The following is a 21,265-nucleotide window of genomic DNA, read 5'->3' as shown; positions in this document are numbered from 1 at the left end:
CCTAGTCCGGCAACAGCTCCAGCCCCCGCCGCCCCAGCGCCTGCGCCAGCGGCGCCAGTTGATCGGCATTGCTGCCCGCCGCCGTGCCCGCGCGGGCGCGGTCGGCGATGCCGACAAAGATCACGCCGAAACGGAACAATGAAAAGATGACGTGGAAATCCGTCAGGTGGCCGGTCTGCGCCCGCCCCTCGTAGTGGCGCACGAACTCTTGCTTGGTGGGGATGTTCAGCGCCGCCAGGTCCAGCCCCCGGATGCCGCCGTATTCCTGCGGCGTGGTGTGCCAGGTCATGCAGCAATACCCCAGGTCGGCCAGCGGATGCCCCAGCGTCGACAACTCCCAGTCCAGGATCGCGATCACGCGCGGCTCTGTCGGATGGAACATCAGGTTGCCCAGCCGGAAATCGCCGTGCGCGATCCGGCTCTGGCCGTCATCCTCAGGCAGGTTGGCGTTCAACCAGTCCGACAGGCGATGCAATTCCGGGATCGGCGCGCCGGTGGAGCCATGCAGCTGTTTCGTCCAGCGCCCGACCTGACGGGCAAAATAATTCCCCGGCTTGCCGTAATCGCCCAGCCCGATGCCTTCAGGATCGACCGAATGCAAGGTCGCCAGCGCATCCGCCATGCCAAGGTAGATCTGCCGCCGCTCCTCGGGGTCGATACCCGGCAGGCTGCAGTCCTCGAACACCCGGCCCTCCAGCCGCTCCATCAGGTAAAAGGGCGTGCCCAGCGCCGCCGGATCGTCGTGGAACAGCACGGCCTTGGGCACCGGCACCCCGGCCGGACCCAGCGCCTGCATGACCCGGTATTCCCGGTCGATGGCATGGGCGCCTTTCAGGATCTCGCCGTTGGGCTGCTTGCGCAGCACCATGCGGCGCTCGCCGTGGGTGACGAAATAGGTCGGGTTCGATTGCCCTCCCGAAATGCGCGCCAGCTCCGTGACCGGTGCCGCCCCCAAGTGCGCGTCCAGCACCGCCTGCAGGCGGGCGGGGTCGAAATCCGCCTCGCTCATCCCGCCTCCGCAGCGACGTCCCAGCGCCAGAAGTCGCGCCCCTCGCTGCGCAGCTCGCGGCTCAGGACCATGCGGTGCACCTCGTCCGCGCCATCGACCAGCCGCGCCTGACGGGCATAGCGATAGATCCATTCCAGCACGGTGTCCTTGGAATAGCCCCGCGCCCCGTTGACCTGGATTGCCACGTCGGCGGCATCGTGCAGCACGTTCGCCACCTGGATCTTGGCCATCGAGATTTCCTTGCGCGCGAACCCGCCCCGATCGATCTCTTGCGCCGCCTTCATCACCAGCAGGCGGCCCACCTCGATCCGCATGGCGATGTCGCCCAGCATCTGCGCCACGCTCTCGCGTTCGATCAGCCGCTGGCCGAACCCCTCGCGCTGCTCGGCGTAATCCGTCGCGATCTCCATGCAACGCTTGGCCAGTCCCAGCCATCGCATGCAATGGGTCAGCCGCGCGGGGCCAAGCCGCGTCTGCGTGACCTTCATGCCGCGCCCTTCCTCCAGCAGCACATTCTCGGCCGGGATTTCCAGCCCGTCAAAGATCAGCTCGCAATGGCCTCCATGCTCTTCCGGTCCCATGATCGGAATACGACGTTCGATCCGCCAACCGGGATCGTCGCGGTGGAACAGGAAAGCCGTGTGCCCGCGCCGCGCATCGTCGGAGGTCCGCGCCACCAGGATGAAATGCGCCGCCTCCGCCGCGCCGGTGATGAACCACTTGCGCCCGGTCACGATGTAACGGTCGCCACGTTTTTCGGCCCGGGTCTGCATCATGCCCGGATCGGACCCGCCTCCGGGGTGCGGTTCCGTCATGGCAAAGGCCGACCGCACCGCGCCCGACATGATCGGCATCAGCCAGCGCTCGCGCTGCGCCTCGGTCCCCAGCGCGCCCAGCACCATCATGTTGCCATCGTCCGGCGCAGCGGAATTGAACATCACCGGGCCAAAGATCGAGCGGTTCATTTCCTCGTAGACAACGGCCATCCCGGCCTTACCCAGCCCGCCGCCCCCCAGCGCGCGCGGCATCTGCAGGCACCACAGGCCCGCCTCGCGTGCGGCGGCGCGTTCGCGGTCCAGCACCTCCAGGGTGATGTTCTCATGATCGTCGTAATTGGCGCGGTCCGCCTCCAGCGGCAGCAGCCTGTCCTCGACAAACCGCGCGACGCGGCGTCTCAGGTCCTCCAGCTCCGGCGAGATGCTGAAATTCATGGCAAGGCTCCTCCGCAAACGTATCCGCCCCCCATATGGGGCCGGCACGGTCACAGTCATGCAGGAGCACGGGCCAGAGGCAAGTGTCCGTCGTCCGAAGGGACGTTCAGGCGCCTTCCCAGAAGCTGACCCCGGCGGTTTCGACCACCGGCGGCGCGGACATCTGCCCGGCGCGGCGATCCCATTCGGCGCGGATGCGCGGCGCGGCGGCCATCGCCTCGACCTTGGTTTCCCACAGCGCGACGACGGTCCAGCTGCCATCGTCGTTGGGCACATGCGCGGTGCTGATCAGCCCCTCGATCTCATGCGGGCGGATGCTGTCGCGCATGTCGCGCTCGAACGCCGCCTGATCGGTTCCGGGCGTCAGGCGATAGGTGGTGCGGCGGATGAACATGGCCGGTCTCCAGAGTGCTTGCGAACGAAAGGCCGGGGCACAGCGCCCCGGCCCCGATCCTCATTTCAGCGCGCCGACCTCGCGGTAGTACCGCTCTGCCCCCGGGTGCAGCGGCATCCCGGCCAGCGATTGCACCGCAAACTCGATGCTCAGCGCCTTGGCCCAGGGCGCGTCAGAGGTGATGCTGTCCACGTTGTCCCAAAAGGCCTTGGTCACCTGGTAGACGGTTTCCTCGTCCAGGTCCGCGCGCAGCCCGATGCCCACGGCGGTGTCATTCGACATCACCGGCCCGTCGTTGACCTGGTTGCCGTAGATTCCGGCGGGCACCTCGGCCAGGTAGCGGAAGTTGCCCAGGAACTTGTCGACGGCCTCGCCGGTGTGATCCTCCGGCCCGATGAACCGCAGGCTCTCGGTCTCGGTGAACTGGATGAACTGCTGGCAGGGGTCGATGCAGCCGTTGACATACATGTCGATCTTGCCGTCCAGGAAGGACTGAAAGCCGGTCGCCCAGTTGGCGGTGATCGCCTCGTAATCCTCGCCCGCGACCAGCCCCGTGGTGGCCTCGATCCAGCCCTTGGCCGCGTTGAAGGCGCCGCCCCCGGCGGGACCAAGGAAGACGGTCGCGCCCTCGATGTCGTCGAGATACTCGATGTCGCTGTCGCCGCGCACGGCATAATGGTACTGGCCGTAGGGGAACCACATCAGCAGCGCCAGGTTTTCCGACACTTCGGCGGCGTCGGGCTGGTTGGCGTACATCGCCTTGCCGGTCGACATGAAGTTGTAGATCGTCGGCGATACCATGTACATGTCCAGGTTGCCGCGCGCGGTCTCGATCTGGTGCAGGGTGGCGGCCCCGCCCCCGGCGACCTCGATCTGGATGTCGGACAGTTTGCCGTTCACCACGTTGGCAAAGGTCGCCATCGTGATCGCCTGGCCCAGGCTGGGTTCGATCGTGGCCATTTTCAGTGTCTCCTGCGCCAGGCCCGCGGTGGCAGAGACGGTCAGGGCAGCAGCGGCTGCAAGTGTCAGGTGTCGCATCGGATTTCCTCCCTGTTCGGTGCGAATGTCGAAAGTCATGTGGTGGCCGCGCCGGGCCGACCGGCCAGGCGCGGACTGATGAAGAGAAGCGCAAGCCCCAGCACCGCCGCCGGACCGGCAAGGATCATCTGCGGCAGCAGGACCGCCCCGCCCAAGGCAACGCGCAGCAGGCGTTCCACGGGTGCGATCCGTGTCCGGTCATAGCCCGCCAACGCCGAGGCGATCAGCCACATCGCAAGGGTGAAGGCGGCAATGATCCAGAAGAACTCGAACCAGGCGACCGTGGCAATGTCGATCATCGCGCGCGAGTCGACCCGATCCTCGCCGAACCATTCGAACACCACCTGCAGTTTATACAGGACCGCGGGGTGATAGACGAAGACGAAGGGGATCAGGAAACCGGCCAGGGCGATCTTGGCCGCCTCGAACCCCGTCTTGATCGGGTCGGCCCCGGCAATGGGCGCGGCGGCAAAGGCGGCCAGGGCCACAGGTGGCGTCACCGTCGACATCATGGCGAAGAAGACCACGAAGAGGTGCAGCGTCAGCGGCGCGATGCCCACCGTGTCGATCCCCGAACTGAGCGCGATCACGATGATGAAATAGGTCGCCCCCGGCGGCAGCCCCATGCCCAGGACGATGGCGCCAAAGGCCACCACGATCAGCACCAGCGGCAACGGCCCGCTTGCGGCTTCGGCCAGCAACTGCGACAGGCGCCCGGAAAAGCCCGAGGTCTGGATCAGCCCGACGATCAGCCCGATGGCGGTCACGATCACCACGATCGACCCGGCCATGCGGCCCGCGTCGACAAAGGCATGCCAGATGCGGCTGGCGGACCGGAACTCGCGGAACAGCACCGCCGCAGCCACCACCGCAACGACCAGCCCGTAAAACCCGGCCTTGGGCACCGAGGGCTGCGCGAAAAGGAAGTAGGACAGCGTCCCCAGCGGCAGCACGAAGACCAGGCATTGCACCCATTCTCCGCGTGTCAGTTTCGGCCGCGCCTCGGGGGGCAGAGCGCCGACACCCCGCTTGCGGGCCTCGAAATAGACGGCAAGGAAGGTGCCCAGGTAGAAGAAGGCGGCCGGCAGGATCGCGGCGACCACGATATAGCGGTACTCCAGCCCAATCTGCCCGGCGACGAAGAAGGCGACGACGCCCATGACCGGCGGCATGATCTGCCCCCCGGTCGAGGCGGCGGCCTCGACCGCGCCGGCAAAGGCGGGTTTGAACCCGGCCCGGCGAATCACCGGGATCGTCATCACCCCCGTGGACACCACGTTGGAAATCGCAGCACCGCTCAGCGTGCCGAACAGCGCCGAAGAGGCGACAGAGGCGTGGGCTGCCCCGCCGATCATGCCCCCGGTCAGCCGGTTGGCGATCTTCATCAGCAGGTCCCCCGCGCCCGAGGCCATGAGCACGGCGCCAAAGACGATGAAGATCAGCACGTTGCCCGTCACCACCTGGATCGGCTGGCCGAACATGCCGCCCGTCTGGGCCCAGAACTGCAGCACCATCTGGCGCAGGTTCTGCGCCATCGTCGATTCCGACCCGGCCAGGATGCCGGTCCATTCCGGCAGCCAGCCCTTGGCAAAGAAATAGATCACCCAGAACAGGCAGAAGGCGACGATGAACCCTCCGAACAGCCGCCATGTCAGGTAAAGCGTGATCGCCGTGGCCAGCGGGAACATGACGAAGTCGATGGGCCGCGCCACCGGCAAGGCACCCGCGTCCGAGGCGAAGATGGCGATGATCCAGCTGGTGAAAGCGACAACCGCCAGCACCGTCAACCCCCAGTTGATCCCCCGCTGCCCCGGCTTGCGGTGCAGCGTCAGCAGGGTGATGGCAAAGCTCATCACGATGGGCAGACCGATGATCAGCCCGGTCGGCAGCAGGAACGACTGTTCAAAGCTGCGATAGGCCGCCCCCAGCCAGTGTTCGCGCAGGAACACCCGCTGGTCGCGGCGGCTCATCTCGTCGAAGGCCGGTGTCGTCGTCTCGATGAACCAGCGGACAAACTCGCTGATCGGACCGGAGGCCGAGTAGAGAACGATCACAAGGGCAAAGGCCACCGCAACCACGTCGGCCAGGTGCTTGTCGAACAGGGCGCCGCCGCGATCGGGCGCGGGCGCTTCCGTATCTTCAGACGTCATGGCTCTCCTCCTTCGCCATAGGTGTCTTTGCGTGGACCTGGCGGGCGGGACCGCGGTATTTCACGGTCAGCTCCTCCGGAACCTCGCTGCCATCGGCCAGGAAGGGCAGGATGCCCCGCCGCATGGACCGGCCGCGCGCCGCGCGCACATCGTCATCCGACATGGTCACGCGCTGCGCCATGCGGCGCCCCCATTGCCCGAGGCAGTCATACAGCCGGTCGACCTGTGCCTGATACGCGGGATCATCGCCCAGGTCGGCGAACTCGTGCGGATCGGTTTCCAGGTCGAACAGCATCGGGCGGAAACCGCCCTCGAAGTGGATCAGCTTCCAGCGCCCGTCAAAGACCATCATCATGCGCGCATCGCGGGGCTGGACGCCCAGGGCCTCGGCCCGTGGCGTAACGGAATAATCATACTCGCTGATGACGAATTGGCGCCAGTCCTTTGGCGCCTCGCCGCGCAGCCAGGGCATCAGCGACCGTCCCTCGATGATGTGGTCCGGCACCGCGCCGCCCGCCGCCTCGACAAAGGTGGCGGCCAGGTCGATGCCCTCGACCAGCGCATCGCAGGTCGTCCCGCGCGTCGCATCGGCGCTGGTGCGCGGATCGCAGATGATCATCGGGATCTTGACCGAGGCCTCGTGGAAGAAATCCTTTTCCCCCAGCCAGTGATCGCCCAGGTAATCGCCGTGGTCCGAGGTCAGGACGATCATCGTGTCATCCAACTGACCCGTCGCCTCGAGGTGGTCCAGCAGCCGGCCCAACTGGTCGTCGCATTGCTTGATCAGCCCCATGTAGGCCGGGATCACCTTGTCTCGCACCTCGTCGCGCTGGAACGCCTGCGCCACGCGGGTGCCGTGGTAGGCGCCCAGGACCGGGTGCGGATCGTCCAGCTCGACCGGGTGGCGCAGGGGCGGCTGAATCTGGTTGTGACCGTACATGTCGTGATAGGGCGCGGGCACGATGTAGGGCCAGTGCGGCTTGATGAAACTCACATGCGCGCACCACGGCGCCTTGGCCTGGTCGACAAAGCGGATGGTTTCCGAGGTCAGCCAGGGCGTCTCGCTGTCCTCTTCGCGGATGTTGGCCGGCTTGTCGGCGTTCATGAACATCCAGCCGCTGGCGATCTCCCCGTCGCTGACCCCTGCATTCGCGTAATCGGCCCAGGGGTTTCCCCCGTCATAGCCCCGCGTCTTCAGGTACTCGTTGTAGGGAGAACGTTTCTGGTCATAGTCCCCGTCTGGCCCCGATCCCCACAAACCGTCATCCCGCGCCCAGGCGTCGAACCCGCAATCGGCCTGCCGTGCGCCGATCAGGCTGTCGGGCGCAAGGCCCAGCCGTTCCATGCCCTTGGCATCCGCCTTCATGTGGGTCTTGCCCAGCAGCCAGCAGTCCATGCCCAGCGCCCGCAGGTGATCGCCCAGCGTCACCTCGCCCACCCGCAGGGGAAAGCCGTTCCACTGTGCGCCGTGGGACGAGACATAGCGCCCGGTGTAGAAACTCATCCGGGAGGCGCCGCAGATCGGCGATTGCACATAGGCATTGGTGAACCGCACGCCGCGGTCGGCGACACGGTCGAAATTCGGCGTATGCAGATGTGGATGCCCGGCGCAGCTCAGGTAATCGAACCGCAACTGGTCATACATGATGAAAAGGATATTCATCGTGCCCCTCCTCCCTTGCCGGGGACAAAGGCACACCCCGGACAGAAGCGGAGTACAGCCGCCACGGCAAGTCAGGGAGACACTGAATGTTGATGGCTATAACTTTTCGGCATCCCCCGGGCCGAAAAGGTTGCTGGAGACCTGCTGCACGCAGTCCACGAAATATTGCAGCGCCGGCGTCGGCGGACGGTCGGACGAGGTGATGATGGCGATCCGGGCAGACATCAGCGGCGGGTCCACTTCCAGCGCCGCGATGCGCCAGCGCGCGGCGGTCTGTTCCAGGATGCGGCCGGGATAGGTGCAGAGGTAGTCGCTTTCCTCGATCAGGGACAGCACGCTGAAGATCGAATCCGATGTCACCCTGGGGTCCGGCGGCTCCAGCCCCAGCTTGGTGAAATGGCGCCGCAGATAGGGCAGCCGCGCGCGCGTTCCGATCATCAGCCAGTCGCCCTTGGCCAGTTCCGACAGCCGTGTCTCCCCCACCCAACGCGAATTACGCCCGGTGATCACCGAGATCGGCGTCTCGACCAGGAAACTCGTGCTCAGCCCCGCCACGTCCGCTGCCTGCGGTTCTGGCCCGATCACGATGTCCACCTGCCCGTCGCGCACCGGGCCGAAGGCGATCGGTTCGTGCCCGCCGCTGATCTGCACATGCACGTTGGGAAACCGCCGCTGAAACCGTTTCAACGTCCCGCTGATCAGCCGCGTCGCCGCCAGCGGCGAGACGGTCACGTTCAGCCGCCCGGTGCCCAGCCCCCGCCGCTGGTCCACCTCTTCCTGCATCTTGCGCAATTCCGACTGGATCACCCGCGCCCGGCGCAGGATCGGCTTGCCGTCCTCGGTCACCACCACCCCGCTGGGCGCCCGCTTGAAGATCGCGGCGCCCAGTTCCGCCTCGGCCTGGCGCAGCGCCTTCGTCACCGCGGGCTGGGTCTTGCCCAGCATCTTGGACGCGGCACGAATGCTGCCCGCACGTTCGACCGCCAGCAGCATCTCGATATGCTGGATCTTGATCATGCGGCCCCCTCCACCCGGCTGCCTCACCCTATTCCCGAAACTTATACCCTGAAATTTTCAATCACTAGCCCAAAGCCAGGTTTCCCGGTAGCCGCCGGGCAAGACGCACAGGAGGGGACGGCATGAAGGCGGCGACGGAACGGGCCATTTCGGCGGCATTCTCCGCGCTGCGCCCGGATTGGACGGCACGGATCACCCCCGCCAGCCTGCGCGCCGATGCCTTTGCCGGGCTGACCGGCGCGACGCTGGTGCTGCCGCAGGGAGTGGCCTTTGCCGCCATCGCGGGCCTGCCGCCGGAATACGGGTTCTACACCGCCATGATCACCCCTGTCGTCGCCGCGCTGACCGGGTCCAGCTGGCACGCGGTCTCTGGCCCCACCACCGCCATCTCGGCGCTGGTCTTCGGGGCGCTGGCGGGCAGCCTGGCACCTGGAACGCCGCAGTTCATCTCGGCCGCCATCGCGCTGGCGCTGATGGTCGGCGTGATCCAGCTGGCCCTGGGGCTGGCGCGGATGGGCGTTCTGGTCGATTTCGTCTCGCATTCGGTGATGACCGGCTTTGTCACCGGGGCCGCGATCCTGATTGCGCTCAGCCAGCTCGACAAGGCGCTGGGGATCGACCTGCCCCGCCCCGAGGCGCTGGGGGAATTCACCCTGGCCCTGGCCGAACGCCTGCCCGAGACCGACTGGCGCGCGCTGCTGGTGGCCGGCACGGCACTTGGCATCGGGCTGGGGGTGCGGAAACTGAACCCGGCGCTGCCGAACTACCTGATCGCGCTCTTTGCTGCCACGATCCTCGGCCTCCTGCTGGGCGGAGAGGCGGCGGGCCTCGCCACCATCGGCACCATCGAGGGTGTCCTGCCCGGCTTCGCCCTGCCCGATGTCACCTTGCAGACCGTCCGCGACCACGGCTCCGCCGCCTTCGCCATCGCGCTTGTCGGCTTGTTGGAGGCGATGTCCGTTTCGCGCGCCATCGCGCTGAAATCCGGCCAGGCCATCGACGGCAACCGCGAGTTCGTGGCGCAGGGCCTGTCCAACATCGCCGGCAGCCTGTTTCGCTGCTACCCCGGCTCGGCCTCCTTCACCCGCTCGGGCGTCAACTATGACAGCGGCGCGCAGACGCCTCTGTCGGCAATCTTCGCCGCGCTCTTCCTGTTCCTGATCCTGCTGCTGGTGGCGCCGTGGTTCGCCTATGTGCCCATCCCCGCGATGGCGGGTGTGATCCTGCTGGTCGCCATCCGGCTGGTGAACCTGGCCGAGATCCGCCACATCCTGACCACCTCGCCCGAGGAAACCGCCATCGCCGCCGTCACCTTCGGCGCGGCACTGCTCATCGACCTCGAATTCGCCATCTATGCCGGGGTGCTGCTGTCGCTGGCCCTGTTCCTGAAAAAGACCTCGCAGCCCTTTGTCGGCGTCGGCGCCCCCGATCCCGACACCCCCACCCGCATGTTCAAGAACGCCGCCGAGAACAACCTTGCGGAATGCCCGCAACTGCTGATCTCGCGGCTCGACGGGCCGCTCTACTTCGGCTCGGTCGAACATGTCCGCCGCGCCTTTCGCCGGTTCGAGATCGACCGCCCGGGCCAGAAACACATGATCTTCATCGTCAAGGGCATCGGAGAGATCGACATGCCCGGCGCCGACCTGCTGATCGAGGAGGCCGCCCGCCGCCACCGCAACGGCGGCTCGTTCCACCTCCAGACCAAGACCCCGCGCACGATCTCGAAACTGGCGCGGTTCAAGGTGATGAAGGCACTGACCCGCGAACGCATCCACCTGTCCAAACGCGATGCCATCGCCGAGGTCTTTCCCCTGCTCGACCCGCAGGTCTGCGCCACCTGCCCCGTCCGGATCTTTGCCGAATGCCCGCGCGCGCCGGACGTGGCGGAATAGACCCGCAAGACGCGTTTTCCATGCCGGCACGATCTTGACCGCCCGCGCGGGATCGCATACCAAGGCCCCCGCCGAGCGGGCGTTGTGTAATGGTAAGACCTCAGCCTTCCAAGCTGATGATACGGGTTCGATTCCCGTCGCCCGCTCCAATTCTTCCCCTTTCGCAGCCCGCCCCGCGTCAAGACGGCGCTTGACGCGCGCGCCCCGCATGGCAAAACGCCCCCTGCGCGACACGGAAGGAGACCTCATGGCGGCCAAGACCAAGCCGGGCACCGGCGAGCAGGAGCGCGAGAAGTCTCGCAAGCTGGGGTCTCTCCGCGCGCTCTGGCCCTTCATGCGGCCCTATCGGGTGCTGATGCTGGCCGCGCTGGCGGCGCTGGTCGCCACCGCGACCATCTCGCTGATCCTGCCGCTGGCCGTGCGCCGCGTGGTGGACAATTTCAACACCCAGGACGGCGCCCTGCTGGACAAGTATTTCGGCGCCGCGCTGGGGATCGCCGCGGCCCTCGCCGTCGGCACGGCGCTGCGCTACGCGCTGGTCACGCGGTTGGGCGAACGGGTGGTGGCCGACATCCGCAAGGCGGTCTTCGACAAGGTGATCGGCCTCTCGCCCGCCTTCTATGAAAAGATCATGACCGGAGAGGTCCTGTCACGGATCACCACCGACACCACGCTGATCCTTTCCGTGATCGGCTCGTCCATTTCCATCGCCCTGCGCAACACCCTGCTGTTCCTGGGCGGGCTGGTGCTGATGCTGTTCACCTCGGCCAAGCTGACCGGGCTAGTCCTGCTGATCGTGCCGGTGATCGTGGTGCCGATCCTGGTACTGGGCCGTCGCGTGCGCAAGCTGAGCCGCGAAAACCAGGACTGGATCGCCGCCTCCTCCGGCAATGCCTCGGAATCGCTGAGCGCGGTGCAGACAGTGCAGGCCTATACCCACGAGGTCCAGTCGCGCGGCGCCTTTGCCGACGTGACAGAGAAAAGCTTTGACGCCGCGCGCAAGCGCATCACCACCCGCGCCGCGATGACGATGATCGTCATCTTCCTCGTCTTCACCGGCATCGTCGGCGTGCTCTGGATCGGCGCCTGGGACGTACGCGCCGGGGGCATGAGCGCGGGCACGCTGATCCAGTTCGTGATCTACTCGGTCATGGTGGCCGGCGCCGTCGGCGCCCTGTCCGAGGTCTTCGGAGAACTCCAGCGCGCCGCCGGCGCCACCGAACGCCTTGTCGAACTGCTGCAGGCAGAGGACACGGTCAGCGATCCCGTCACCCCCCTGCCCGCACCCGATCCCGCACGCGGAGAGATCACCTTCGATCACGTCAGTTTCGCCTATCCCGCGCGCCCCGGCGTCTCGGCGCTGGACGCGGTCGACCTGAGCATTGCGCCGGGCGAAACCGTGGCGCTTGTCGGCCCCTCGGGCGCGGGCAAGACCACCATCATTCAGCTCTTGCAGCGGTTCTACGACCCCGCAGAGGGGCGCATCCTGCTGGACGGCGTGGCGCTGACCGACATGGCCCGCCACGATTTCCGCCGCCAGCTGGCGCTGGTGCCGCAGGACCCGGTGATCTTTGCCGCCTCGGCCAAGGACAACATCCGATTTGGCCGCCCCGATGCCAGCGATGCCGAGGTCGTCGCCGCAGCCAAGGCGGCGGCGGCGCATGAGTTCCTCTCCGCCCTGCCGGACGGTTACAATACCTGGCTGGGCGAACGCGGCGTGATGCTTTCGGGCGGCCAGAAACAGCGCGTCGCCATCGCCCGCGCCATCCTGCGCGACGCGCCGGTGCTGCTGCTGGACGAGGCGACCAGCGCGCTGGATGCCGAAAGCGAACGCGCGGTGCAGCAGGCGGTTGACCTGCTGGCCGAGGGGCGCACGACGATCATCGTCGCGCACCGTCTGGCCACCGTGAAAAAGGCCGACCGAATCGTCGTCATGGACCAGGGTCGCATCGTCGCCACCGGCACCCATGATGCGCTGGTCTCGGAAGGCGGGCTATACGCGCGCCTCGCCCGGCTGCAATTCACCGACGGCCTGGCGGCGGAATAGGGCTCACCCCGCCGCCTCCTCTGCCACCCACTCGCGGAACAGCCGCACCTTTGGCAGGTCCCACTTGTCCGCCATGCCCAGCAGGCAGATCCCGCCCAGCGGCGACCCGCTGACCATCTCGGGAAAAGGCAGCACCAGCGTTCCGGCCTCCAGCTCGTCGCGGCACAACACCATGTCCGCCATGACCACACCGGCCCCCATCACCGCCGCCCGCGTGGCGAGGTCGAGGTTGGCGAAATCATGCCCCTGCGCCGGATCGACCCCTTCAACGGGATAGGTTGCCAGCCAATCGGTCCAGTCCCCGTGCCGCGGTGTCTCGTGCAGCAGATCTGCCCGCGCAAGGTCCTCGGGCCTTTCCAGCGGATGGCTGGCCAGGTAGGCAGGTGAACAGGCCGGGGACATGCGCACATCGAACAGGTTCTGGACTGCGATGTTCGGCGCCCGGGTGGGCTGGTTCTCGAGCGAGAACCCAAGGTCATACTCCAGCCCGTCGAACTTCATGTCACAGTGAAAATCCGTGGTCAGCCGCACCCGGATCTCGGGGTGACACTGGCGGAACCCGTCCAGACGCGGCAGCAGCCAGCGGATCGAGGTGGCGGGCGGGCAGATGATATGCAGGTCCGAGGCATCCGAGGCGATCCGCTCTGCCTCGGCGGCGATACGGGCAAAGCTCTCGGTCAGCACCGGCAAGAACCGCCGCCCCGCCTCGGACAGGCTGACCCCCTGCGCATGGCGCCGGAACAGCGGCACGCCCAGATGATCCTCCAGCAGCTTGACATGCCGGCTGACGGCCCCCCGCGTGACATGCAGTTCCTCCGCCGCGCCGATGAACCCCTCGTGGCGGGCGGCGGCCTCAAAGGCGCGCAGGGCGTTGAGCGGGGGCAGTTTTGGCATCTTGGACCTGCAGGATCAGTTTTCCTGACTCATGATAAGAGAAAGCCTGGTTTGCGCACAAGCAGGCAAAACACCAGACTGGGATCAAGTATACAGGCCACGAAGCAGGCTCCATCATGCAGACCACGACCAGCCTCCGCCCCGTTTCCCTGCCCGCAGGGGACTCCCACTGGATCAGAAAAACAGCACGTTTCCTGACCCAATGGCACCGGGATCGCCAGATGCGCCGCGACCTTGCCCGCATCGCGGAAACCGCCCCGCACCTTCTGGCGGACGCGGGATTTGCCCCCGGCAGGACCCCCAAAAGCTGGCACAGGGACGGCCTGCACATCACGATCCGCCAGGCACCGGGGCAGCCCCCGCAGGTCACCGTCACCACGGACACGCCCAAGTGACGAAAAAGGCCGCCCCCGGACGGGGACGGCCCTGCACGTGGCGCGAGACGCCGCTTACTTCATGGTGATGCGGCCATCGGTATAGGGCTGGTACGGCCCTTCCTTGGCCAGGTACTCGGCGGTCACATCGGCCAGGTCGGGGCCGAAGTCATAGGCATTCTGCGCGTCCTTGAACATCGCGTAACCGTCGCCGCCATTGCGGACGTAGTTGTTCGACACCGCGCCATACAGCTTGTCCATCTCGACCGGCGTACCGCCGACCATGACATCGGAAATCCGGCTGCCCGGCTCTGCCGAGGGATCGACGGTAAAGGTCATGCCCGCGACCTGCGGGAAGCGGCCCGCGCCTTCCTCGATCTGGCTGACACCGTTTTCCAGCGCCTCGACCAGCGTCGCGCCGGTGATCTGGAAGGTCGACAGCGTGTTCTGGAACGGCAGCACGGTCAGCACCTCGCCCATCGTCACCTCACCCGCGTCGATCGAGGCGCGCAACCCGCCGCTGTTGGCGATGGCCACGTCGATGCCCTGGTCCTTGACCCGGTCCAGCATGGCATCCGCCACCAGGTTGCCCATCGAGCATTCCATCGCCCGGCAGACATCGCGGTTGCCCTCGATGGCCTCGGCAGCCTCGGCCACCACCTTGTTGCGGATCTCGTCCAGCGGCTTGGCCGCCTCGGCGATGCGCGCCTTGACGTCACCATCCTCGGCCACGGCGGCGTCGATCAACAGCGGCCCGCCCGAGGCAGAGATCACCTCGCCCGCGTCGTTGAAGGTCACGTTCAGCTCGCCCAGGTACTTGCCGTAGGCATAGGCCTGCACGATCTGCACGCCGTTCACCACGGTCGGATAGGCGCCCGCCGCGCCGTCCATCTCGCCCAGCAGGGTGTTGGAATGGCCGCCCACGATCACGTCGACGCCGGTGGTGTTCGCGGCGACCGTCTGGTCGACGCCATAGCCCGAGTGCGACAGGACGATGATCTTGTTCACGCCCATCTCGGTCAGCTTGTCGACCTCGCCCTGCACCGCGTCCGACGGATCGGTGAAGATGATGTTGTCGCCGGGGCTGGCCAGCTCATCCGTGTCCTGCGGCGTCAGCCCGATCAGGCCCAGCTTTTCGCCGCCGCGCTCGATCACGGTGGATTTCATCAGCGCGTCCGCCAGCAGCGGCTCGCCCGAGACATCGGCGTTCGACATCAGCACCGGGAACTCGACCGCATCCATGAAGCCGCGCAGCACCTCGGGGCCGTCGTCGAATTCGTGGTTGCCCACGGTCATCGCGTCGTAGCCCATCAGGTTCATCATCTCGGCGGCCAGCTTGCCCTTGTAGTAGGTGTAGAACAGCGTGCCCTGGAACTGGTCGCCACCGTCCACTAGGATATGGTTGTTGGTGCGTGCCTTGGCCTCGTTGATCGCGGTGATCAGCCGGGCCGAGCCACCAAAGCACTTGCCCTCGTCGTTGTCCTCGGACGAACAGCCCGAATCGTACTTGCTGACCGGCTCGAACCGGGCGTGGAAATCGTTGGTGTGCAGGATGGTCAGGGAATAGTCGGCCTGCGCGGCACTTGCCATCAGGGCAAGCGCGGCAGCACCGCTCATCAGTGTACGCGTCATGGGAAACCTCTCCGTCAGGTTTTTTTGTTGAATGCCCAAAGCCTGCCCCGGCGCGAGGCCGGAGTCAAAGCCTGACGTATGGGTAGCCCGCGCCCGGTGACAGGGGCATGACGCCCCTGCATTGAATTGCCGCGCGGCCCTTGCCGACTGGCCGCTTGACCCTTGCCGGGGGGCGCGGCATCACTGCCCCCATGCTGATATACAAGATCCTCCGGGCCGACGAATGGGCGGCGCTGCGGGCACAGGGCGAAACCGCCGGTGCGCCCATCGACGTGGCCGACGGCTATGTGCATTTCTCCACCGCCGACCAGGCGCGCGGCACCGCGGCCAAACATTTCGCGGGCGAAGAGGGGCTGGTCCTGCTGGCGCTCGAGGCCGACACCCTGGGCGAGGCCCTGAAATGGGAGGTCTCGCGCGGCGACGCGCTGTTCCCGCATCTCTACGCGCCCCTGCGCCTCTCTGACGTGCAATGGCACAAACCGCTGCCGCTGGGCCCCGACGGCCACGTCTTTCCGGCGGAGATGCACTGATGACCCCGCTGGAACGGATCGGACTGGCCGCCCTGCACCGGATCGACCCGGAAACCGCCCACGGGCTTGCGCTCAAGGCGCTGCAGGCCGGGGCGGCTCATGCGCCCGGCGTGGTCACCTCCGACCGGCTGCGCTGTTCACTGGCCGGGCTCGACCTGCCCAACCCGGTCGGCCTGGCCGCCGGGTTCGACAAGAACGCCACCGCGCTGCGGGGGCTCTCCCGCGCGGGCTTCGGCTTTGTCGAGGTCGGCGCCGCCACGCCCCGGCCCCAGCCCGGCAACCCGCGCCCGCGCCTCTTTCGCCTGACCGAGGACCGCGCCGCGATCAACCGTTTCGGCTTCAACAACGAGGGGATGGAGGCGATCGGCGCCCGGCTGAAATCCCGCCCGCGCGACCTGGTGCTGGGCCTCAACCTGGGCGCCAACAAGGACAGCGAGGACCGCGCCGGCGATTTCGCCCGCGTCCTGACCCATTGCGGCGCCGACGTGGATTTCGCCACCGTCAACGTCAGCTCTCCCAACACCGAGAAACTGCGTGACCTGCAGGGCAAGGCGGCGCTTTCCGCCCTGCTGGCGGGCGTGATGCAGGCCCGGGACGAGCTGGTCCGCCCGGTGCCGGTCTTTCTCAAGATCGCGCCGGATCTGGACGACGCCGAACTGGCCGACGTGGCCGAGGTCGCGCTTTCCTCGGGTGTCGCGGGGGTGATTGCCACCAACACCACCCTGTCCCGCGCCGGGCTGCGCTCTCGCCACGCGTCAGAGACCGGCGGCCTCTCCGGCCAGCCGCTCTTTGATCGCTCCACCCGCGTGCTGGCCCGGCTGTCACAACTGACCGAGGGCAAGCTGCCACTGGTGGGTGTCGGCGGCATCGGCTCTGCCGAACAGGCCTATGAAAAGATCCGCGCCGGCGCCAGCGTCGTGCAGCTCTACACCGCGCTTGTCTACGGCGGTCTCAGCCTGGTGCAGGAGATCGCCTTGGGACTGGACGCATTGCTGCAACGGGACGGCTTCACCTCCGTGGCCGAGGCGGTCGGAACGGGGCGCGTGGCCTGGCTGTGACACCCGCGGTTAACGCGGCCTTACCGCTTTGTACAAAATGCTGGAATCGACGTACAAAACGTACGTTTTGTACAAACCTGCGGGCTAGAGGCGTGGCGCCGCCTCTGCCCCTTTGGCGGCTTCGACAAAGGCGCGGACCTTACCCGCATCCTTGATCCCCGGCGCGCTTTCGACCCCCGAAGAAACATCCACCTGCGCCGTGCCGGTCATCGCCACGGCCAGGCCCACGTTCTCCGGCGTCAGCCCGCCCGCCAGCATCCAGGGCCGCGACCAACGCCGCCCGGCGATCAGTTTCCAGTCAAAGGCCAGCCCGTTTCCGCCCGGCAGATCCGCCCCCTTGGGCGGCTTGGCATCCACCAGGATCTGATCGGCAACCTTCTGATAAACAGCCAGTTTTTCCAGGTCCTCGGCTGCGCCCACGCCCACCGCCTTCATCACCGGCAGCCCCCAGCGCGCGCGCACCTCCACCACCCGCTCCGGCGTCTCGGCGCCGTGCAACTGCACCATGTCCAGCGGCACCAGCCGCATGACCTCGTCCAGAAACTCATCCGTCGGGTTCACCATGAGGCCGACCTTGGCCAGCCCCACCGGCGCCTCCAGCGCCAGGTCCCGCGCCACCTCGGGCGTCACGTTGCGCGGGCTCTTGCCAAAGAACACGAGGCCCGCATAGCTCGCCCCCGCCCCGGCGACCATCTCCATGTCCCCGGGCCGCGTCAGGCCACAGATCTTTACCCGGACGTCCGCCATCCAAGCCCCTGTTTCTTCTTGGTAAAAATACACCCTGGGGTGAATTGGCCGTCAGGCCAAGAGGGGGCAGCGCCCCCTCCCCCACGCGACACCAGCGCTCAGCTGGCCTGGTCGAGGATCGCCAGGACCTCGTCCTTGTCCTTGTCGCGCTCGGCCTGGGTCTTCTTCAGCTGGCGTTCCAGCTTGCGCACCTCGGTCTTCTTGGCCGAAGCCTCGGCACGGTACTTGTACTCGCGCAGCCATTCAAAGACCTCGCCCAGCACCCAGCCCAGCACCAGGAAGCCCAGCGCCACCGCGAACAACGGCACGTCGACCGAATAGGCCAGCCAGCCCAGTTGCGGGATGCGCGCCAGCCCCTCGGGCAGGGTGTTCAGTGTCACCCATTGCAGGTTCGCCACGCAGATGACCGTCAGGACAATGAGCACAGCGGCATAAATGGCATAGCGGATGTAGCGCATGGATTACTTTCCGTTCAGGCGGTCGCGCAGGAGCTTGCCGGTCTTGAAGAAGGGAACGTGCTTTTCCTCGACCTGGACTGACTCTCCCGTTCGGGGGTTCCGCCCGACGCGCGCGTCCCGCTTCTTGACCGAAAAGGCCCCGAAGCCCCGCAGCTCGACCCGGTCGCCCCGGGACATGGCATTGGTGATCTCGTCGAAGATCGTGTTCACGATCCTCTCCACATCACGCTGATACAGATGCGGGTTTTCGTCTGCAATCTTCTGGATCAATTCGGATCTGATCATCCCCCACGCCCCCCGGTGGAATCGGCCTTGGCCTTGTTATTTCAGCCAAACTATACGCGGGGCAGGATCAAACGGGAACCGTGCATTTTCGGGGAAAACCCATGTTTTTCCGCGCTTTGCGCTGATTTCCGCCCGTTTCGGCAGCGAATGGTGCCGTGTTCGGCGCCGCGCGGCGCCGTATCGACCGAATGCAATTCACGCGATTCGGGGCGCCCGGCACCTACTGGCACACCGCCGCGAATTGCGTGCGCCCCTTGGAGTCCCTGTTTCCGGGCTGGAAATAGACCAGCCGCATACCCGCCTCCGCACAGACCTGCGCCGCCCGGGCACGGACCTCGTCGGGCTGCCACTTGTCGCCGAAGGCGCCGCGCAGCTGGTTCTGATCCTTGACCGTCACCGCGCGCATGGTCAGGCCGGTTCCGCCGCCGGTGGGGGCTTCCTGAATGAAACGCGTGTCCTCATCCGGGATCACGATCTGATCCTGGGCCAGCACTGGCCCGCACAGGATCGCCAGCATACAGAAGGCCACAACCCGCCCCGTCATCCTGCGCATCGCATCACCTCCAGCACCGACTCGCCGTCCGAGCAAAGCAAACCCGCGACAGGAAGGCGAGCCTTTCCTGCATCGCGTTCAAAAGACCTCGACCGTTTCGCCCGCACGGGCGCCAAGACGAGCGCGGGCCGCGGCGCCCTTGATACGGTTCATCACGAAAGGCCCCGACAGGAACAGGCCCAGAGCGCGGATTGTCCAGTTGCCCTCGATCCGGTTGCCGTCCGCAGAGACATGGCCGGTATAATGCACCGGGTCTTCGCCATGACTGGGGCGGCCAAGGTAGGCCTTGCGGAAATGCACCTCGTGACCGCTGCGGCTGCCGCTGATCTCGGCCTCCAGCTCGGCGCCCGCGTCCGGGGCGAATGTATTGGGTTCCAGCGTCGTGCCCCAGATCACCCCGCCCACGTCAAAGAGCGTCGCGGCAAAGGGGACTGATCCGTCCCCGTCCTGGCCGTAGTCATAGACGCCGGTCCAGTCGCCGCTCAGATCCAGTCCACCTGCCCGCATGGATACCCCCTGTTGCCGGGCCCGAGCCTAACGTCCGTCCCGGAGCGTGCAAGCCGCAACAAAAAAGGCCCCCGCGATTGCGGGGGCCCTGATTCTTTTCAGCCCAAAGGCCGTGCGACGATCACTCGTCGCCGGACTTGAGCGCGGCGCCCAGGATGTCGCCCAGCGATGCACCGGAGTCGGAGGAACCGTACTGTTCGACGGCCTCTTTCTCTTCGGCGATCTCGCGTGCCTTGATCGACAGACCCAGACGACGGGTCTTGTTGTCGATGTTGGTCACGCGGACGTCGACCTTGTCGCCGACCGAGAAACGCTCGGGGCGCTGCTCGGCACGGTCACGCGACAGGTCGGAGCGGCGGATGAAGGACTTCATGCCTTCGTATTCCACCTCGATGCCGCCGTCTTCGATCGCGGTGACCTCGACGGTCACGATCGAGCCGCGCTTCACGCCGCCAACCGCATCGGCGAACTTGTCGCCGCCCAGGGCCTTGATCGAGAGCGAGATACGCTCTTTCTCGACGTCCACTTCGGAGACAACGGCCTGAACCACGTCACCCTTGCGGTATTCCTGGATGGCTTCCTCGCCGCGCTGATCCCAGCTGAGGTCCGAAAGGTGGACCATGCCGTCGATCTCGCCTTCGAGGCCGATGAACAGACCGAATTCGGTGATGTTCTTGACTTCGCCCTCGACCTGCGTGCCTTCCGGGTGGGTCTCGGAGAAGACTTCCCACGGGTTGCGCATGGTCTGCTTGAGACCCAGCGAAACGCGGCGCTTGGCGCTGTCGATTTCCAGGACCATGACGTCGACCTCTTGCGAGGTGGAGACGATCTTGCCCGGGTGGACGTTCTTCTTGGTCCAGGACATTTCCGAAACGTGCACCAGACCTTCGACACCCGGCTCCAGCTCGACGAAGGCGCCGTAGTCGGTGATGTTGGTGACGCGGCCCTTGTGGACAGAGGCCAGCGGGTACTTGACGCCCACCAGGTCCCACGGATCTTCCTGCAGCTGCTTCATGCCCAGGCTGATACGGTGGGTTTCCTTGTTGATCTTGATGACCTGGACCTTGACGGTCTCGCCGATCGACAGGATCTCCGAGGGGTGGTTCACACGGCGCCATGCCATGTCGGTGACGTGCAGCAGGCCGTCCACACCGCCCAGGTCGACGAAGGCGCCGTACTCGGTGATGTTCTTGACCACGCCGTCAACCGCGTCGCCCTCTTGCAGCTTGCCGATGACCTCGGCGCGCTGTTCGGCGCGGCTCTCTTCGAGGATCGCGCGGCGCGAGACAACGATGTTGCCACGGCGACGGTCCATCTTGAGGATCTGGAACGGCTGCTTGAGACCCATCAGCGGGCCGGCGTCGCGCACGGGGCGCACATCGACCTGCGAACCGGGCAGGAAGGCCACGGCGCCGCCGAGATCGACGGTGAAGCCACCCTTGACGCGGCCGAAGATGGCACCTTCGACGCGGGCGTCGTCGGCATAGGCCTTCTCCAGGCGGTCCCAGGCTTCTTCGCGGCGGGCCATCTCGCGCGAGATGACGGCTTCGCCACGGGCGTTTTCTGCGGCACGCAGGTAAACCTCGACCTCGTCGCCGACGTTCACGTCGGGCTGTTCACCGGGTTCCGCGAATTCCTTGAGCTCGACACGGCCTTCCATCTTGTAGCCGACGTCGATGATGGCTTGTCCCGCTTCGATCGCGATGACCTTGCCTTTGACGACAGTGCCCTCATCGGGCGTGTCCATTTCGAGGCTTTCATTAAGGAGGGCCTCGAATTCCTCCATCGATGCGCTGGGCATAT

At 66.4% G+C, this 21,265-nt stretch carries 20 protein-coding genes and 1 tRNA gene; 6 read left to right on the top strand and 15 right to left on the bottom strand.

Going from position 1 to position 21,265, the window contains the following annotated elements; genetic code table 11:
- Position 1: 1 nt before the first annotated feature.
- The 7 genes from BLQ71_RS17945 to BLQ71_RS17915 all read right to left on the bottom strand — a co-directional run bounded on the left by BLQ71_RS17945 (position 2) and on the right by BLQ71_RS17915 (position 8,482).
- The gene (locus BLQ71_RS17945; protein ID WP_074622685.1) at positions 2-1,009 is read right to left on the bottom strand and encodes a phosphotransferase family protein; all 1,008 of its coding nucleotides are present in this window, start codon (positions 1,007-1,009) and stop codon (positions 2-4) included.
- A complete protein-coding gene (locus tag BLQ71_RS17940; protein ID WP_074622684.1) occupies positions 1,006-2,220 on the bottom strand; it encodes an acyl-CoA dehydrogenase family protein in 1,215 nt (404 codons plus the stop codon). The genes BLQ71_RS17945 and BLQ71_RS17940 overlap by 4 nt, the downstream gene beginning before the upstream one ends.
- Positions 2,221-2,326: 106 nt before the next feature.
- Positions 2,327-2,614, bottom strand: a complete 288-nt coding sequence (locus BLQ71_RS17935) for a hypothetical protein (protein ID WP_074622683.1) — start codon at positions 2,612-2,614, stop codon at positions 2,327-2,329.
- Between the two features lie 60 nt (positions 2,615-2,674).
- Entirely contained in the window at positions 2,675-3,652 is a 978-nt protein-coding gene (locus BLQ71_RS17930; protein ID WP_069208726.1) for a TAXI family TRAP transporter solute-binding subunit, read from the bottom strand.
- Positions 3,653-3,687: 35 nt separating this feature from the next.
- Positions 3,688-5,802, bottom strand: coding sequence for a TRAP transporter permease (locus tag BLQ71_RS17925; RefSeq protein WP_074622682.1), 2,115 nt, complete (start codon positions 5,800-5,802; stop codon positions 3,688-3,690).
- A complete protein-coding gene (locus BLQ71_RS17920) occupies positions 5,792-7,465 on the bottom strand; it encodes a sulfatase-like hydrolase/transferase (protein WP_074622681.1) in 1,674 nt (557 codons plus the stop codon). Before BLQ71_RS17920 ends, BLQ71_RS17925 begins: the two co-directional genes overlap by 11 nt.
- Before the next feature lie 96 nt (positions 7,466-7,561).
- Entirely contained in the window at positions 7,562-8,482 is a 921-nt protein-coding gene (locus tag BLQ71_RS17915) for a LysR family transcriptional regulator (protein ID WP_074622680.1), read from the bottom strand.
- A 122-nt stretch (positions 8,483-8,604) separates the two neighbouring features.
- Here BLQ71_RS17915 and BLQ71_RS17910 point away from each other — a divergent pair, with 122 nt between their 5' ends.
- The 3 genes from BLQ71_RS17910 (at position 8,605) to BLQ71_RS17900 (ending at position 12,424) form a co-directional block, all read left to right on the top strand.
- Positions 8,605-10,377 carry a SulP family inorganic anion transporter gene (locus BLQ71_RS17910; RefSeq protein ID WP_083342296.1) on the top strand — a complete coding sequence of 591 codons (1,773 nt, stop codon included), beginning with the start codon at positions 8,605-8,607 and terminating at the stop codon, positions 10,375-10,377.
- Positions 10,378-10,452: 75 nt separating this feature from the next.
- A tRNA-Gly gene (locus tag BLQ71_RS17905) sits at positions 10,453-10,526 on the top strand.
- A 98-nt stretch (positions 10,527-10,624) separates the two neighbouring features.
- Positions 10,625-12,424 carry an ABC transporter transmembrane domain-containing protein gene (locus tag BLQ71_RS17900; RefSeq protein WP_074622679.1) on the top strand — a complete coding sequence of 600 codons (1,800 nt, stop codon included), beginning with the start codon at positions 10,625-10,627 and terminating at the stop codon, positions 12,422-12,424.
- A gap of 3 nt (positions 12,425-12,427) precedes the next feature.
- Here BLQ71_RS17900 and BLQ71_RS17895 read toward each other — a convergent pair whose 3' ends face one another.
- Positions 12,428-13,318 (bottom strand): LysR substrate-binding domain-containing protein, encoded by an 891-nt coding sequence (locus BLQ71_RS17895; RefSeq protein ID WP_074622678.1) that lies wholly within the window; start codon positions 13,316-13,318, stop codon positions 12,428-12,430.
- 221 nt (positions 13,319-13,539) lie between these two features.
- Between BLQ71_RS17895 and BLQ71_RS26455 the strand changes: the two genes are divergently transcribed.
- The gene (locus tag BLQ71_RS26455; protein ID WP_157903846.1) at positions 13,540-13,713 is read left to right on the top strand and encodes a hypothetical protein; all 174 of its coding nucleotides are present in this window, start codon (positions 13,540-13,542) and stop codon (positions 13,711-13,713) included.
- A gap of 54 nt (positions 13,714-13,767) precedes the next feature.
- Here BLQ71_RS26455 and BLQ71_RS17890 read toward each other — a convergent pair whose 3' ends face one another.
- Positions 13,768-15,324 carry a bifunctional metallophosphatase/5'-nucleotidase gene (locus tag BLQ71_RS17890; RefSeq protein WP_074622677.1) on the bottom strand — a complete coding sequence of 519 codons (1,557 nt, stop codon included), beginning with the start codon at positions 15,322-15,324 and terminating at the stop codon, positions 13,768-13,770.
- Positions 15,325-15,515: 191 nt separating this feature from the next.
- Here BLQ71_RS17890 and BLQ71_RS17885 point away from each other — a divergent pair, with 191 nt between their 5' ends.
- Both BLQ71_RS17885 and BLQ71_RS17880 read left to right on the top strand, forming a co-directional pair.
- Entirely contained in the window at positions 15,516-15,854 is a 339-nt protein-coding gene (locus tag BLQ71_RS17885; RefSeq protein ID WP_074622676.1) for a DUF952 domain-containing protein, read from the top strand.
- On the top strand, positions 15,854-16,912 hold the full coding sequence (locus tag BLQ71_RS17880; protein ID WP_074622675.1) for a quinone-dependent dihydroorotate dehydrogenase: 1,059 nt from the start codon (positions 15,854-15,856) through the stop codon (positions 16,910-16,912). Before BLQ71_RS17885 ends, BLQ71_RS17880 begins: the two co-directional genes overlap by 1 nt.
- A gap of 84 nt (positions 16,913-16,996) precedes the next feature.
- Here BLQ71_RS17880 and BLQ71_RS17875 read toward each other — a convergent pair whose 3' ends face one another.
- The 6 genes from BLQ71_RS17875 to rpsA all read right to left on the bottom strand — a co-directional run bounded on the left by BLQ71_RS17875 (position 16,997) and on the right by rpsA (position 21,248).
- Complete coding sequence (locus BLQ71_RS17875) at positions 16,997-17,659, bottom strand: phosphoribosylanthranilate isomerase (RefSeq protein WP_074622674.1); 663 nt, start codon at positions 17,657-17,659, stop codon at positions 16,997-16,999.
- A gap of 98 nt (positions 17,660-17,757) precedes the next feature.
- Positions 17,758-18,117: a lipopolysaccharide assembly protein LapA domain-containing protein gene (locus tag BLQ71_RS17870; protein WP_043141738.1), complete on the bottom strand. Its 360-nt coding sequence runs from the start codon at positions 18,115-18,117 to the stop codon at positions 17,758-17,760.
- A 3-nt stretch (positions 18,118-18,120) separates the two neighbouring features.
- Positions 18,121-18,402, bottom strand: a complete 282-nt coding sequence (ihfB, locus tag BLQ71_RS17865) for an integration host factor subunit beta (RefSeq protein ID WP_043141735.1) — start codon at positions 18,400-18,402, stop codon at positions 18,121-18,123.
- Positions 18,403-18,622: 220 nt separating this feature from the next.
- Positions 18,623-18,955: a hypothetical protein gene (locus BLQ71_RS17860; RefSeq protein WP_133065685.1), complete on the bottom strand. Its 333-nt coding sequence runs from the start codon at positions 18,953-18,955 to the stop codon at positions 18,623-18,625.
- A gap of 78 nt (positions 18,956-19,033) precedes the next feature.
- On the bottom strand, positions 19,034-19,462 hold the full coding sequence (locus BLQ71_RS17855; RefSeq protein WP_083342295.1) for a hypothetical protein: 429 nt from the start codon (positions 19,460-19,462) through the stop codon (positions 19,034-19,036).
- Positions 19,463-19,583: 121 nt separating this feature from the next.
- Positions 19,584-21,248, bottom strand: a complete 1,665-nt coding sequence (gene rpsA, locus BLQ71_RS17850) for a 30S ribosomal protein S1 (protein WP_172431497.1) — start codon at positions 21,246-21,248, stop codon at positions 19,584-19,586.
- Positions 21,249-21,265: the final 17 nt, after the last annotated feature.

This window comes from Antarctobacter albus (assembly GCF_900101505.1).
Classification (GTDB): domain Bacteria; phylum Pseudomonadota; class Alphaproteobacteria; order Rhodobacterales; family Rhodobacteraceae; genus Antarctobacter; species Antarctobacter albus.
This window is presented reverse-complemented; position numbering and strand designations above follow the sequence as displayed.